Source organism: Methylobacterium sp. A49B (genome assembly GCF_053346215.1).
The window spans coordinates 186,092-198,717 of record NZ_JBKFBO010000112.1; the positions used below are offsets into that span (position 1 = coordinate 186,092).

Genomic DNA, 12,626 nt, shown 5'->3' on the forward strand with positions numbered 1-12,626 from the left:
TGCGGCCATGCCGTGGCCTGCGACTCGGCCCAAATACCACTCAGATCACATCCCGGTCCGCGGATGGGCTGCAGCCGAACTGCGCGCGGTAGCGGCGCGAAAAATGCGCCGCGCTCGAGAACCCGCAGGCGGTCGCGATCTCTCCGACCGTCAGGGGGCTCTGGCGCAACAGGCGCCGCGCGTGGGCCAGGCGGATGGCCCGGTACTGCGCCGAGAAACGCAGGCCCCGCTTGTCGAGGAAGAGCCGGTCGAGGTGACGGGCGCTGACGGCGGCGAGGCGGGCCATGGCCTGACGGCTCAGCGGCGCCTCGACCGTCTTCTCCATCGTTTCGAGAACCGTGAGCAGGCCCGGATGGTGGACACCGTACCGCTCCGCCGCGGACGCGCGCTGCGGGTCGTCCGCGGCCCCCACCGCCGTGTGCAGGAACCAGTCCGAGACGCGGCGCGCGAAGGCCGCGCCCATGCGTTCGGCGATCAGCCGGTGGGCCATGTCGAGGGGGGCGACCCCGCCGCCGCAGGTCAGGCGGTCGGCATCGGCCACGTAGCGCGCCCGCGTGAGCCGTGCCTCCGGAAATGCCTCAAGCGTGGCGCCGGCATATTCCCAGTGCAGGGTGAAGGCGCGCTCCTCCAGCAGCCCCGCCGCGGCCATCAGGTAGGGGCCGCCCGATATGCCGCCGATGCGGACGCCGAACCGGGCCATGCGCCGCAAGGCCGCGTGGATCGCCGGCCTGTCCCACCCGGTCGGCTCGCCGCCCGCGCAGATGAAGAGGGTGTGGAGATGCCCGCGCTCCCGCGGCAGCCCCTCGGTCAGGACCTCCACGCCGGAGGAGGACGCGACCCGTCCCGCGGCCTCGCCGAAGTAGCGCAGGCGATAGAGGGCGCGCCCCGCCAAGTCGTTGGCCGCCCGGAACGGCTCGCAGGCCGAGGCGAACGACAGCAGCGCGAAACCCGGGACGAGGAGGAAGCCGATCTCCTGCGGCCGGTCCCCCGATTCCGGGGGGCCTGCATCCGCCGTCTGCGTTCCGAGTTGGCTCATCCGTGCAAGAAACCGTCTGCTGCGGACAAGCGCAACCGGCACGGGACGCCATTCTGGCTGCTGCCCCTTCGATTCGGGACGCCATCCGCATGCCCAACGCCCTGTGCCCACCCGCGTTCGTCGCCAGCGCCCGCGGGCAGGCCCGATGACCCGCCGGGTCGACGTCGCGGTCCTCGGGCTCGGCGCCATGGGCAGCGCCGTCCTGTATCAGCTGGCCAAGCGCGGGGCCGCGGTCGTCGGGATCGACCGCTTCGCCCCGCCGCACGCGTTCGGATCGAGCCACGGCGAGACGCGGATCACCCGTCAGGCCGTCGGCGAGGGGCGCGACTACGTCCCGTTCGTCACCGCCTCGCACCGGATCTGGCGCGCGCTGGAAGCGGAGACCGGCGAGACCCTGCTGAACGCCTGCGGCGCCCTCGTCATGGCGCCCGGTCACGGGATCTCGTCCCATCACGGCAAGCCGGATTTCGTCGGCCGCTCGATCAGCGCCGCGCAGGGGGCCGGGATCGCCCACGAGGTGCTCGACGGCGCCGAGGTCGCCCGCCGCTTCCCGCAATTCCTCAACCTCGCGGGCGACGAGAAAGCCTATTACGAGCCGGGCGGCGGCTACGTGTTCCCGGAGCGCTGCCTCGCGGCGCAGCTTACCTGCGCGGCCGCGTCGGGCGCCGAGATCCGGACCGGCTGCACGGTGCGGGCGCTCGGCCAGGACGGGGCCGGGATCCGCATCGAGACCGAGGACGGCGCGATCCTGGCCGACCGCGCCGTGGTCGCCGCCGGCGCCTGGACGGCGCCGCTGCTCGGACGCCCGTTCGACCGGCTGCTCACGGTCCGGCGCCAGCTGCTGCACTGGTACAAGCTGGCGGACGACTCGGCCTATGGGCCGCAGGCTCCGGTCTTCATCTGGATGTACGGTACCACCGACACCGAGTACCTCTACGGCTTCCCGCCGCTGCCGGGAGAGGGCGCCATCAAGGTCGCCACCGAGCAGTACGACACGGCCACCACCGCCGACGGGGTGGAGCGCCGCGTCGATCCGTCGGAATCCGACGCGATGTACCGGCTGCGCGTCGCGGACCGACTGGCCGGCACCACACCGGAGGTCGTCCGGGCGGCGGCCTGCGTCTACACGGTGACCCCCGACCGCGGCTTCATCATCGACCGGCATCCCGGGATGGACCGGGTCCTCGTGGTCTCCGCCTGCTCGGGGCACGGCTTCAAGCACTCGGCCGGCATCGGCGAGGCCGTCGCCGCGGAACTGGCCGGCGGGCCGGGCCAAGTCGATCTCGCCCCCTTCACCCTCGCTCGCTTCGGTTGATACGCTGGCCGATGGCTCGTGGATTGCTTGAAACCATGCCAAGATCAGCGCCACGTTCAGTACAGGCCATCAGGACCGCTCCGATGCGACACACGATCCGCACCCTCCTGACGACCGGAGCGCTGGCGCTCGCGGCGCTCTCGGCCGTCGCGCTGCCCGGCCGGGCCGGGGCCGCCGACGGCGTCGAGGCGATCAAGAAGCGCGGGACGCTGATCGTCGGCGTGAAGGCGGATTACAGGCCGTTCGGCTTCCGCGATCCGAGCGGCACGATCATCGGGCTCGAGCCCGACCTCGCCGCCGACCTCGCCAAGCGGCTCGGCGTGAAGCTCGAGCTGGTGCCGGTGGTCTCGGCCAACCGGATCGAGTTCCTGCAGCAGGGCAAGGTCGATCTGCTGATCGCCACGCTCTCCGACAAGCCGGAGCGCCGCCGCGTCGTGCAGGCGATCGACCCGCAATACTATTCCGACTTCGTGAACGTGCTGCTGCCCAAGGCGTCCGGCATCACCGACTGGGCGCAGCTGAAGGGCAAGCCGCTCTGCGCGACCTCGGGCGCGTGGTACAACAAGGACGTGGCGCGCACCTACGGGGCGGAGATCATCGCGTTCGACGGCTCGGAGAAGCCGCTCTTCGCGCTCAAGCAGGGCAACTGCCTCGGCTACGTCTACGACCAGAGCATGCTGCAGGGTAAGCTGCTCGACGACGACTGGAAGGCCAACTACGCCCTGCCGCTCAAGGGCATCCTCGACGCGCCGTGGATGATGGCGGTGGCGCAGGGCAACACCACGCTCCAGGCCGCCGTCGAGGACGCCACCAAGGACTGGATGAAGACCGGCTTCATCGTCGACGAGGAGAAGAAGTGGGGCATCGAGCCGACCGCTTACTCGAAGGCGATGCACGAGAAGTACAAGAACGCGACCAACTGATGCGGTCCTGCACGACGGCTCGCGCGCGCTCCGCCGAAATGGACACCGGTTCGGCGCACGAGCGCGCGTCGGGACAGGGACGTGGAGCCGCGCGCGATTGCGACGCGATCGGGCGCGGCTGCAAGAGCGTTCGCCCGCGATGATCGCCACGATCCAGGCGTGGTTCCAACAGCTCTACGAGACCACGGGCTTCAATTTCACGGTCTTCTACGACCCCTACGACTGGGACCGCTACGTCGCCGGCCTGCGGATGACGCTGCTGCTCGGGATCAGCACGATCCTGTTGAGCCTCGTCATCGGCGCCGTCGGGGCGCTCCTGCAGAGCGGGCCGTCGCGCGTCCTGCGGGCGCTGGTCAACGGCTTCGTCGTGGTGTTCCGCAACACGCCGCCGCTCGTGCAGATCTTCTTCTTCTACTTCGGTCTCGGGACGCTGCTTCCGGATATCCGCTCGGCGGACGGCCTGCGCGCGCCGATCCTCAACAACGTCCAGTGGGCGATCATCTCGCTGTCGCTGTTCGCGGGCGCGTTCAACGTCGAGATCTTCCGCTCCGGGATCGAGGCCGTGCCGCGGACCACGGTCGAGGCCGCCGAGGCCCTGGGCTACACCCGCTTCAAGGCCTACCGCCACGTCGTCCTGCCGCTGGCCCTGCGCGTCTGCCTGCCGGCCCTGAACAACAACCTGATCAACCTCCTGAAGACCACGACGCTCGCCTACGCCATCGCGGTCCCCGAGACGCTCTACGCGGTCAAGCAGATCTGGTCCGAGTCGCAGAACGTCCTTGAGATGATGCTCGTCCTGCTCGCGACCTACGCGATCTTCGTCGGCGTGCTCGTCTGGATCATGCATCGCTGGGAGCGGGCCCTGCGCATCCCGGGCTACGGCCGATGACCGTCCCGGACCCGCAGGGCGGGCGACCGGGCGACCTGCCGGTCCTCCTGCCGTTCGCGCTCCCGAAGGACCGCCCGGCGGCGCGCCTCCGGCCGGCCCATCTCTGGCTGCTCGCCGGCCTCGCCCTCGTGGCGGTGCCGGCCTGGGCGCAGGGCGGGGCCGCCGTGTTGTCGCCGCTCGAGGTCGTGATCAAGTGGGCGCCCCTGCTGCTCACGGGCTTCGCCTTCAACGTCGCGATCTCGCTGATGGCGATGGCGATCGGCACCGTCGCGGGGATCGGGCTCGGGCTGGCCATGATGGCCGAGGGCCGCGTGCTGCCCCGCCTCGCGTGGTGTGCCACGCAGGTCTTCCGCAACGTGCCCTGGCTGGTGCTGCTGTTCTTCGTGATGTTCCTGGTGCCGTTCCAGGTCACGGTGTTCGGCATCCGGGTGCCGCTCCCCGACTGGGTCAAGGCGACCTTCGGATTCAGCCTGCCGGTCATGGCCAACGTCGCCGAGATCGTCCGCGGCGCGGTGCGCTCGGTGCCCAACACCCAGTGGGAGGCGGCCGAATCCCTGGCCTTCACCCGGCGGCAGACGCTGTGGCGCATCATTCTGCCCCAATGCGTGAAGCGGATGCTGCCGCCCTGGATGAACGTCTATTCGCTGATCGCCATGGCGACCGTTCAGGCCTCGATCGTCGGGGTCACCGAGATGCTGACGCTGACCGCGCAGGTCCACGCGGCCGAGGGCGGCCGCCCCGAGCTGTTCGCCCCGCTCTACGGCTTCGCGCTGCTCTGCTTCTTCGTCTACTGCTACCCGATCGACCGGCTGACCGCCCGCCTGGAACGCCGCTTCGAGACCCGTTGAGCCCGATGCCCGCACCCGTTGCCAGCAGACCGTCCCCGGCCTGGACGCCCGATCAGCCGATCGTCCGCCTCGCCGACGTGCACAAATCCTTCGGCACCTTCGAGGTCCTGAAAGGCATCAGCTTCGACGTGCGCAAGGGCGAGGTGGTCTGCATCATCGGCCCGTCGGGCTCGGGCAAGTCGACGCTGATCCGCTGCGTCAACGCGCTGGTGCCGGTCACGGCGGGCTCGATCGAGGTCGAGGGGATCGACGTCACCGATCCGCGGCTCGACAAGCTGGCGCTGCGCCGCAAGGTCGGGATGGTGTTCCAGCAGTACAACCTGTTCCCGCACAAGACCGCGCTGCAGAACGTGATGATGGCCCCCATCCACGTCCTCGGGCAGGACCGGCGCGAGGTCGAGGCCCGCGCCCGGGCGCTCCTCGCCAAGGTCCGGCTGGCCGGCAAGGAGGACGCCTACCCGGGTGAATTGTCCGGCGGCCAGCAGCAGCGCGTGGCCATCGCCCGCTCGCTGGCGATGCGGCCGGACGTGATGCTGTTCGACGAGGTCACCGCCGCCCTGGACCCGGAGACGGTCAAGGAGGTGCTGGTCACGATCCGCGAACTCGCCGAGGAGGGCATGACCTGCATGCTCGTCACCCACGAGATGAACTTCGCCCGCGACGTCGCCGACCACATCTATTTCACCGACCGCGGCGTGATCGTCGAGCACGGGCCGCCCGCGACCTTCTTCGCCTCGGCCCAGGACCCGCGCACCCGCCGCTTCCTCTCGCAGGTGCTCTGACGGTCGGCCGACGCGCCGGACGCCCGATCAGACGTCGAGCGTGGTCTCGCGCTCCCAGGCGGTGAAATGGGCGCAGTAGCTGTCCCACTCGCCCTGCTTGAGCTTGAGGTAGGCGGACGAGAAGGCGCCGCCCAGATTCACCCGCAGGGCCTCGTCGGCCTCGAAGGCCCGCAGGGCGTCGAGCAGGTTGAGCGGCAGGCGCGGGGCGCCGGAAACCGTGTGGCCGTCCCGGTACATGTCGACGTCGCTGTGCGGCCCGGGATCGGCCGCGTGCGCCAGACCGTCGAGGCCGGCGGCCAGGATCGCCGCCTGGAGCAGGTAGGGGTTGGCGGCGCCGTCGGGCAGGCGCAGCTCGAACCGGCCCGGCCCGGGCACCCGGACCATGTGGGTGCGGTTGTTGCCGGTCCAGGTCACGGCGTTCGGTGCCCAGGTGGCGCCCGAGATCGTGCGCGGCGCGTTGATGCGCTTGTAGGAATTGACCGTCGGGTTGGTGATCGCGGCGAGCGCCGGGGCGTGGCGCATGATCCCGCCCAGGAAGTGCCGGCCCCGGGCCGACAGGCCGAACGGCATCTCGGGATCCGCGAAGGCGTTCACGGTGCCGGCGCTGTTCCACACCGAGACGTGGCAGTGGCAGCCGTTGCCGGTGAGGCCGGGAAACGGCTTCGGCATGAAGGTCGCCCGCAGGCCGTGCCGCTCGGCCACCGACCGGACCATGAACTTGAAGAAGGCGTGCTTGTCGGCGGTGGCCAGCGCGTCGTCGTATTCCCAGTTCATCTCGAACTGGCCGTTCGCGTCCTCATGGTCGTTCTGGTAGGGCCCCCAGCCCAGAGCCAGCATGTGGTCGCAGATCTCGGCGATCACGTCGTAGCGGCGCATCAGCGCCTGCTGGTCGTAGCAGGATTTTTCTGCCCGATCCTGGTGGTCGGAGATCGCCGCCCCGTCCGCGCTCAGCAGGAAGAACTCGGCCTCGACGCCGGTCTTGACCCGCAAGCCCTCGGCGGCGGCCCGCGCCACCAGCTGCTTCAGCACCACCCGGGGCGCCTGATCGACCGGCGCGTCCGCCATGGTGCAGTCGGCCGCCACCCAGGCGACGTCCGGCTTCCAGGGCAGGCGGATCACCGAGGCGGCGTCCGGCATCGCGAACAGGTCGGGATGGGCCGGCGTGAGGTCGAGCCAGGTGGCGAAGCCCGCGAAGCCCGCACCATCGCGCTGCATGGCGCCGATCGCCTGCGCGGGCACCAGCTTGGCGCGCTGGCAGCCGAACAGGTCCGTGTAGGAGATCATGAAGTACTTCACGCCGTGCTCGGCGGCGTAGGCGGAAAGGTCGGTCGTCACGGCAGCCCCCTGAGCGCGGATCGGGTGGGGGCCGGCCGCGCCCCGTTCCGGCGCGACCGGCGGGGTTGAAGGGCCCTAGAAGCCCGCTTTGCCCGGGTACCAGTCGGTGCCGGCCAGCGGCACGCGGGCCATGGCGGCGGCCTCGAGCGTCAGCGCGACGAGATCCTCGGGCTCCAGATTGTGCAGGTGGTTGTGGCCGCAGGCGCGGGCGATCGTCTGCGCCTCCAGGGTCATGACCTTCAGGTAATTGGCGAGCTTCCGGCCGGCGCGGACCGGGTCGAGGCGGGCCGCCAGCTCGGGGTCCTGCGTGGTGATGCCCGCGGGGTCGCGGCCCTCGTGCCAGTCGTCGTAGGCGCCCGCCGTGGAGCCGAGCTTGCGGTACTCCTCCTCGTAGGCCGGGTCGTTGTCGCCGATGGCGACGAGCGCCGCGGTGCCGATCGAGACCGCGTCCGCCCCCAGCGCGATCGCCTTGGCGACGTCGGCGCCCGAGCGGATGCCGCCGGAGATGACGAGCTGCACCTTCCGGTGCAGGCCGAGATCCTGCAGCGCCTGCACGGCGGGCCGGATGCAGGCGAGCGTCGGCTGGCCGACATGCTCGATGAACACGTCCTGGGTCGCCGCCGTGCCGCCCTGCATGCCGTCGAGGACGACGACGTCGGCCCCGGCCTTCGCGGCGAGCGCGGTGTCGTAATAAGGCCGGGCGCCGCCGACCTTCACGTAGATCGGCTTCTCCCAGTCGGTGATCTCGCGCAGTTCGCCGATCTTGATCTCGAGGTCGTCCGGGCCGGTCCAGTCGGGGTGGCGGCAGGCGGAGCGCTGGTCGATGCCTTTGGGCAGGTCGCGCATGGCGGCGACCCGGTCGGAGATCTTCTGGCCGAGCAGCATGCCGCCGCCGCCGGGCTTGGCGCCCTGGCCGACCACCACCTCGATGGCGTCGGCGCGCCGGAGGTCGCGCGGGTTCGTGCCGTACCGGGAGGGCAGGTACTGGTAGACGAGGATGTCGGAATGGCCGCGCTCCTCGTCGGTCATGCCGCCGTCACCGGTGGTGGTGGAGGTGCCGGCCAGGCTCGCGCCGCGGCCGAGCGCCTCCTTGGCGTTGGCGGACAGGGATCCGAAGCTCATGCCGGCGATGGTGATCGGGATCTTCAGCGCGATCGGCTTCTTCGCAAACCGCGTGCCGAGGGTGACGCCGGTCCCGCAGGTCTCCCGGTAGCCCTCCAGGGGATAGCGGGACATCGAGGCGCCGAGGAACAGCAGGTCGTCGAGATGCGGGAGCTTGCGCTTCGTGCCGCCGCCGCGGATGTCGTAGAGGCCGGTGGCCGCGGCCCGGCGGATCTCCGCCATCGTGTGGTCGTCGAAGGTCGCCGACTTGCGCGGCGGCATCGGCGGGTTCTGGTAGGTCATGCCCGGTCTCCCGCTCAGTAGGCGTTGTCGATGTTGAAGCTGTAGAGTTTGCGGGCCGAGCCGTAGCGCCGGAATTCTTCCGGCCGGACGTCCGTGACCCCCGCCCGGTCCAGCAGGGCGGCGAGGTGCTCCACGTGCTCGGGGCGCATCGGCTTCTCGATGCAGTCGGCCCCGAGGCTCTTCACGCTGCCGCGCACGAACAGCTTCGCCTCGTAGAGCGAGTCGCCCAGCGCCTCGCCGGCATCGCCCAGCACCACCAGCGAGCCGGACTGGCCCATGAAGGCCGACATGTGCCCGATCGAGCCGTGCACGACGATGTCGATCCCCTTCATGGAGATGCCGCAGCGCGAGGCCGCGTTGCCCTTGATGACGAGGAGGCCGCCGCGCCCGGTGGCGCCGGCATATTGCGAGGCGTCGCCCTCGATCACGACGGTGCCGGACATCATGTTCTCGGCGACGCCTGGCCCGGCTGAGCCCTGCACCGTGACGGTGCCGCCGTCGTTCATGCCGGCGCAGTAATAGCCGACCGAGCCCCGCACCGTGACGGTGACGGGCCCGTCGATCCCGACCGCCACCGCGTGCTGGCCCCGCGGGTTCAGCACCTCGAAGGCGGTGTCGTTGGCGCCCGGGGCGACGCCGTGGAGGGCCTGATTCAGCGCGCGCAGGGGCGTCGCCGCCAGATCGAAGACGGGCATGGGCGAGATCCGTGACGTAAAAGGCTGCGGGGCGGCTCAGGCGGCCTGCCGCTGATCCCAGAAGTAGACGGTCGCCGGCTCGGGCTCCCAGACCCGGGCGGTCTCGATCCCCGGCAGGCCGACGAGCGCCCGGTATTCCGAGCCGAAGGCGACGTAGCGCTCGGTCTCGGCCATGATCGCCGGCTTGCAGGCGATCGGGTCGCGCAGCACCCCGAAGCCGGACTTGGTGCCGACCACGAAGGTGAAGAACCCGTCGAGATCCGTGAGCGCCCCCGCGAGCGCCGCGCCGAGGTCCCGGCCCCGCGCCATGGCGGTGGTGAGGTAGGCCGCCGCGACCTCGGAATCGTTCTGGGTCTCGAATTCCATGCCGTCGCGGGCGAGGCTCCGGCGCAGGTTGTTGTGGTTCGACAGCGAGCCGTTATGGACGAGGCACTGGTCGGCGCCCGTGGAGAACGGGTGCGCGCCCATCGTGGTCACGGCCGATTCCGTCGCCATCCGGGTGTGGCCGATGCCGTGGGTGCCCGACATCCCGGCGATCCCGAAGCGTGCGACCACGTCCTTCGGCAGGCCGACCTCCTTGTAGATCTCGACGCTCTCGCCGGCGCCCATCACGCGCAGGTCCGGCGAGAGGCCCTTCAGGGCGCTCCGCGTCGCGTCGAGGCGGTCGGTCGCCACGGTGATCACCGCGTGCGAGCTCTTCACCGCCACCTGCGCCGAGCCGCCGGAGGCCTCCGCGAGGCGCCGCTCCAGGGCGGGGAAATCCGCCTCCGGGCGTGCCGATTGCACGGTGATCTTCGACAGCCCAGGCGTCGGTGGCGCGTAGATCGCGAGGCCGGCAGAGTCCGGTCCCCGATCCGTCATGGTGACGAGCATGTCGGCCAGCAGGGCGCCGAGCTGCGGCTCCAGGGCGGGGTCCTTCAGGAACAATCCGACGATGCCGCACATGGCACCACCTCCGTCGCGGGTTCGCCCGTAGCATAGGCGGCCTCACACGCGGAAATCAACTGGCAGGAAATAAAATTTCTTCGTGAGAACTTTGAGCCGATCAGTCCGCCCCGCCGGACTGCGGATAGGCGATCACCGAGAGGTAGCGGGCCGGCAGCACCAGGAGTTCCGCCGGCCCGTGCGGGGCGTCGGCGTCGAAGAACAGGCTGTCGCCCGGCTGCATGTGGAAGTGCCGGTCCCCGTGCCGGTACAGCACCTCGCCCTCCAGCATGTAGAGGAACTCCAGGCCGGCGTGCTGGAAGGTCGGGAACACGTCCGAATCGGTCGTGAGCGTGATCAGGTACGGCTCGACCGTGACCCGGCTGGCGTTCTCGTGGATGTGCCCGAGCAGGTTGTACTGGTGCCCGGCCCGGGTGCCGCGCCGCTCCAGCTCGACGCCTTCGCCGGACTTGACGAAGACCGCGTTGCGGACCTCCTCGTAGCGCCGGAAGAAGCCGGTGATCGGCATGCCGAGCGCCTGGGCGAGCAGCTGCAGCGTCGTCAGGGACGGCGAGATGTTGCCGTTCTCGATCTTCGACAGCATGCCGGGCGACAGGCCGGTGGCCGCCGCAAGATCCGCGGACGTGATGCCCAGCCGCTTCCGGCGCTCGCGCACTTCGTGTCCGATCGCCCGTTCGAGGTTGTTCTCGCGCGGTTCGCGGACGGCGTGCGGATCCTGCGACAGGACCGGCTCGCGCGCCGGCTCCGGCCCATCCCCCGCCGCCCGGTTCGACGCGCCTGACGGCATGGCGGCTTCTCCTCCTCGGTGCGCGGGGTCCGGCCGCGCGTGTCCCCGGCCGCCCTGACGCGGCGCCGGACCTCTGTCAACGGATCGGCGCCCGCCAGCCCGGGGACGTCACCCGCTCCGCGTCGCCGGTCCGCTTCTTGCTCGCAGCTCGGTCACGGAGTGGACTCAAGGCTGGCGAATCGGGAGATCCTGCATGCGTCGATCCCTGCACACCGATGAGGAGATCGCCTTCCTGCTCGACGAGGCCACGCGCGGCATCCCCATCGCCGAGATCTGCGCGAGTGCTGGGATCTCGCTCGGCACCTTCTATCGCTGGCGGCGACGGCTCGGCGGTCTGAAGCCCGCGGGTGTGGCCCGGCTCGATCGGGTCGAGCGGGAGAATGCCGATCTCCGGGCGGAGGTGCTGCGGCTGCGGGCCGCCCTGCTCGTCCAGCCGCCGCGCGGAGCACCGGCCACGACGGAGCGCGCGGGCCTGCGCCAGCCGCCGCAGCATCGCGGCGCCTATGCCTGTGTCGGCCGGTTCGCCTTCGGGCGCAGCGCGAACTGAGGCGGTCTCCGGCTGGACGCGTCGGGTGCGGCGTCCCGCTCCGTCATCGCGAGCGCAGCGAAGCGACCCAGGGAAGCGGGACATCGGTAAGCGTGGCGCTGCTGGGTTGCTTCGCTGCGCTCGCAATGACGGGATCGGCCTCGGCCGAGACTGCGCTCAGGCTGCCCCGGATGACGCGAGGGCTGTCTTGGGCATCAGCATGTGCACGCCCTTGTTGCCGTCGACCGTCTGGGTGATCCGCAGGTTCCCGGCCAGCGAGCACAGCATGTAGGCCTGGTTGCGGGTGAGGCGGGTCCGCGCGCAGACGAGGCGCACCATCTCGCGGACGGCCTGGCGCATCGCCTCGTCGAGGCTCTCGTGCAGGCCGATCGACATCAGGTCGGTGGGGGTCTCGGCGAAAGGCCACGCGCCCGGGATGTCCTTGCGCACGGTGAGCCGGAACGTGCCGGTCAGCCCGGTCTCCAGGGCGGTGATGCAGACCTCGCCGTCGCCCTGCACGCCGTGTCCGTCGCCGGCGTAGAAGCCGCCGCCCGGGTTGAACACCGGCAGGTAGAGGGTGGTGCCGACGCGCAGCTCCTTGTTGTCCATGTTGCCGCCGAAGGCGCGGGGCACCGGGCTGCCGACCCGGCCCCAGGCGGCGGGCGGGGCGTTGCCCATGATGCCGAAGAACGGGTCGAGGGGCAGCTCCGTGCCCCAGGGCAGGCGGCAGAGGCCGCGGGCGGTGTCGATGTCGGCGTGGACGGTCTCGTACTCGGTGAACTCGTCCGGCAGGGTGCCCAGCAGCGGCAGGATCGCCACGAAGCCCCAGTCGAGGCGGAATTTCAGGTCGAGGATGTCGACCTGCAGCATGTCGCCGGGCTCGGCACCCTGCACGTGGATGGGCCCGGTGACGAAGTGCGGGCCGGGGCCGCGCTCCAGGGTGTCGAGGGCGTGGAGCAGGTCGGCGGGAACGCGGGCCGGATCGGGGTGGAGCGACTCGCGCCCGCCCGCCGGGTGCGAGTGCAGGGTGACGGTGTCGCCGGACGCGACGGTGAGGACGGGCGGCAGCGCGGCGTCGAAATAGCCGAGCACCATGGTTTCGGGCGTCGCGGGGATCTCGTGATGGGTCGACACGGCGGCT

13 protein-coding genes are annotated in these 12,626 nt (G+C 70.8%); 6 read left to right on the plus strand and 7 right to left on the minus strand.

Going from position 1 to position 12,626, the window contains the following annotated elements; all coding sequences use genetic code 11:
• Positions 1–40: 40 nt before the first annotated feature.
• Positions 41–1,036, minus strand: coding sequence for a GlxA family transcriptional regulator (locus tag ACLBX9_RS19890; RefSeq protein ID WP_447720153.1), 996 nt, complete (start codon positions 1,034–1,036; stop codon positions 41–43).
• 145 nt (positions 1,037–1,181) lie between these two features.
• Here ACLBX9_RS19890 and solA point away from each other — a divergent pair, with 145 nt between their 5' ends.
• The 5 genes from solA (at position 1,182) to ACLBX9_RS19915 (ending at position 5,793) form a co-directional block, all read left to right on the plus strand.
• A complete protein-coding gene (gene solA / locus ACLBX9_RS19895; protein ID WP_447720154.1) occupies positions 1,182–2,351 on the plus strand; it encodes an N-methyl-L-tryptophan oxidase in 1,170 nt (389 codons plus the stop codon).
• An 83-nt stretch (positions 2,352–2,434) separates the two neighbouring features.
• Positions 2,435–3,274, plus strand: a complete 840-nt coding sequence (locus tag ACLBX9_RS19900; RefSeq protein ID WP_010684490.1) for a transporter substrate-binding domain-containing protein — start codon at positions 2,435–2,437, stop codon at positions 3,272–3,274.
• A 139-nt stretch (positions 3,275–3,413) separates the two neighbouring features.
• A complete protein-coding gene (locus ACLBX9_RS19905; protein ID WP_010684489.1) occupies positions 3,414–4,163 on the plus strand; it encodes an amino acid ABC transporter permease in 750 nt (249 codons plus the stop codon).
• Positions 4,160–5,011 carry an amino acid ABC transporter permease gene (locus tag ACLBX9_RS19910; RefSeq protein ID WP_447720155.1) on the plus strand — a complete coding sequence of 284 codons (852 nt, stop codon included), beginning with the start codon at positions 4,160–4,162 and terminating at the stop codon, positions 5,009–5,011. The genes ACLBX9_RS19905 and ACLBX9_RS19910 overlap by 4 nt, the downstream gene beginning before the upstream one ends.
• 5 nt (positions 5,012–5,016) lie before the next feature.
• Positions 5,017–5,793, plus strand: a complete 777-nt coding sequence (locus ACLBX9_RS19915; RefSeq protein ID WP_447720156.1) for an amino acid ABC transporter ATP-binding protein — start codon at positions 5,017–5,019, stop codon at positions 5,791–5,793.
• 27 nt (positions 5,794–5,820) lie between these two features.
• Here the strand turns inward: ACLBX9_RS19915 and glnT are convergent, their stop codons facing one another.
• The 5 genes from glnT to ACLBX9_RS19940 form a co-directional block, all read right to left on the minus strand.
• Positions 5,821–7,128 (minus strand): type III glutamate--ammonia ligase, encoded by a 1,308-nt coding sequence (gene glnT, locus ACLBX9_RS19920; protein WP_447720157.1) that lies wholly within the window; start codon positions 7,126–7,128, stop codon positions 5,821–5,823.
• Between the two features lie 75 nt (positions 7,129–7,203).
• On the minus strand, positions 7,204–8,532 hold the full coding sequence (locus tag ACLBX9_RS19925; RefSeq protein ID WP_447720158.1) for an FMN-binding glutamate synthase family protein: 1,329 nt from the start codon (positions 8,530–8,532) through the stop codon (positions 7,204–7,206).
• A 14-nt stretch (positions 8,533–8,546) separates the two neighbouring features.
• A complete protein-coding gene (locus ACLBX9_RS19930) occupies positions 8,547–9,227 on the minus strand; it encodes a GltB/FmdC/FwdC-like GXGXG domain-containing protein (protein ID WP_447720159.1) in 681 nt (226 codons plus the stop codon).
• A gap of 36 nt (positions 9,228–9,263) precedes the next feature.
• Positions 9,264–10,172, minus strand: a complete 909-nt coding sequence (locus ACLBX9_RS19935; RefSeq protein ID WP_447720160.1) for a class II glutamine amidotransferase — start codon at positions 10,170–10,172, stop codon at positions 9,264–9,266.
• Positions 10,173–10,272: 100 nt separating this feature from the next.
• Positions 10,273–10,959 (minus strand): helix-turn-helix domain-containing protein, encoded by a 687-nt coding sequence (locus tag ACLBX9_RS19940; protein WP_447720161.1) that lies wholly within the window; start codon positions 10,957–10,959, stop codon positions 10,273–10,275.
• A 193-nt stretch (positions 10,960–11,152) separates the two neighbouring features.
• Here ACLBX9_RS19940 and ACLBX9_RS19945 point away from each other — a divergent pair, with 193 nt between their 5' ends.
• The gene (locus ACLBX9_RS19945; protein WP_447720162.1) at positions 11,153–11,506 is read left to right on the plus strand and encodes a transposase; all 354 of its coding nucleotides are present in this window, start codon (positions 11,153–11,155) and stop codon (positions 11,504–11,506) included.
• Positions 11,507–11,662: 156 nt separating this feature from the next.
• On the opposite strand, the gene ACLBX9_RS19950 is transcribed toward ACLBX9_RS19945, so the two are convergent.
• Positions 11,663–12,619: an acetamidase/formamidase family protein gene (locus tag ACLBX9_RS19950; RefSeq protein ID WP_447720163.1), complete on the minus strand. Its 957-nt coding sequence runs from the start codon at positions 12,617–12,619 to the stop codon at positions 11,663–11,665.
• Positions 12,620–12,626: the final 7 nt, after the last annotated feature.

Bases quoted from the DNA above. Each gene is read 5' to 3' on its own strand.
- ACLBX9_RS19930 (WP_447720159.1), bottom strand. From the start codon at position 9,227: ATGCCCGTCTTCGATCTGGCGGCGACGCCCCTGCGCGCGCTGAATCAG.
- ACLBX9_RS19945 (WP_447720162.1), top strand. From the start codon at position 11,153: ATGCGTCGATCCCTGCACACCGATGAGGAGATCGCCTTCCTGCTCGAC.
- ACLBX9_RS19900 (WP_010684490.1), top strand. From the start codon at position 2,435: ATGCGACACACGATCCGCACCCTCCTGACGACCGGAGCGCTGGCGCTC.
- ACLBX9_RS19915 (WP_447720156.1), top strand. From the start codon at position 5,017: ATGCCCGCACCCGTTGCCAGCAGACCGTCCCCGGCCTGGACGCCCGAT.
- ACLBX9_RS19940 (WP_447720161.1), bottom strand. From the start codon at position 10,959: ATGCCGTCAGGCGCGTCGAACCGGGCGGCGGGGGATGGGCCGGAGCCG.
- ACLBX9_RS19910 (WP_447720155.1), top strand. From the start codon at position 4,160: ATGACCGTCCCGGACCCGCAGGGCGGGCGACCGGGCGACCTGCCGGTC.
- ACLBX9_RS19935 (WP_447720160.1), bottom strand. From the start codon at position 10,172: ATGTGCGGCATCGTCGGATTGTTCCTGAAGGACCCCGCCCTGGAGCCG.
- ACLBX9_RS19890 (WP_447720153.1), bottom strand. From the start codon at position 1,036: ATGAGCCAACTCGGAACGCAGACGGCGGATGCAGGCCCCCCGGAATCG.
- ACLBX9_RS19905 (WP_010684489.1), top strand. From the start codon at position 3,414: ATGATCGCCACGATCCAGGCGTGGTTCCAACAGCTCTACGAGACCACG.
- solA (WP_447720154.1), top strand. From the start codon at position 1,182: ATGACCCGCCGGGTCGACGTCGCGGTCCTCGGGCTCGGCGCCATGGGC.
- ACLBX9_RS19925 (WP_447720158.1), bottom strand. From the start codon at position 8,532: ATGACCTACCAGAACCCGCCGATGCCGCCGCGCAAGTCGGCGACCTTC.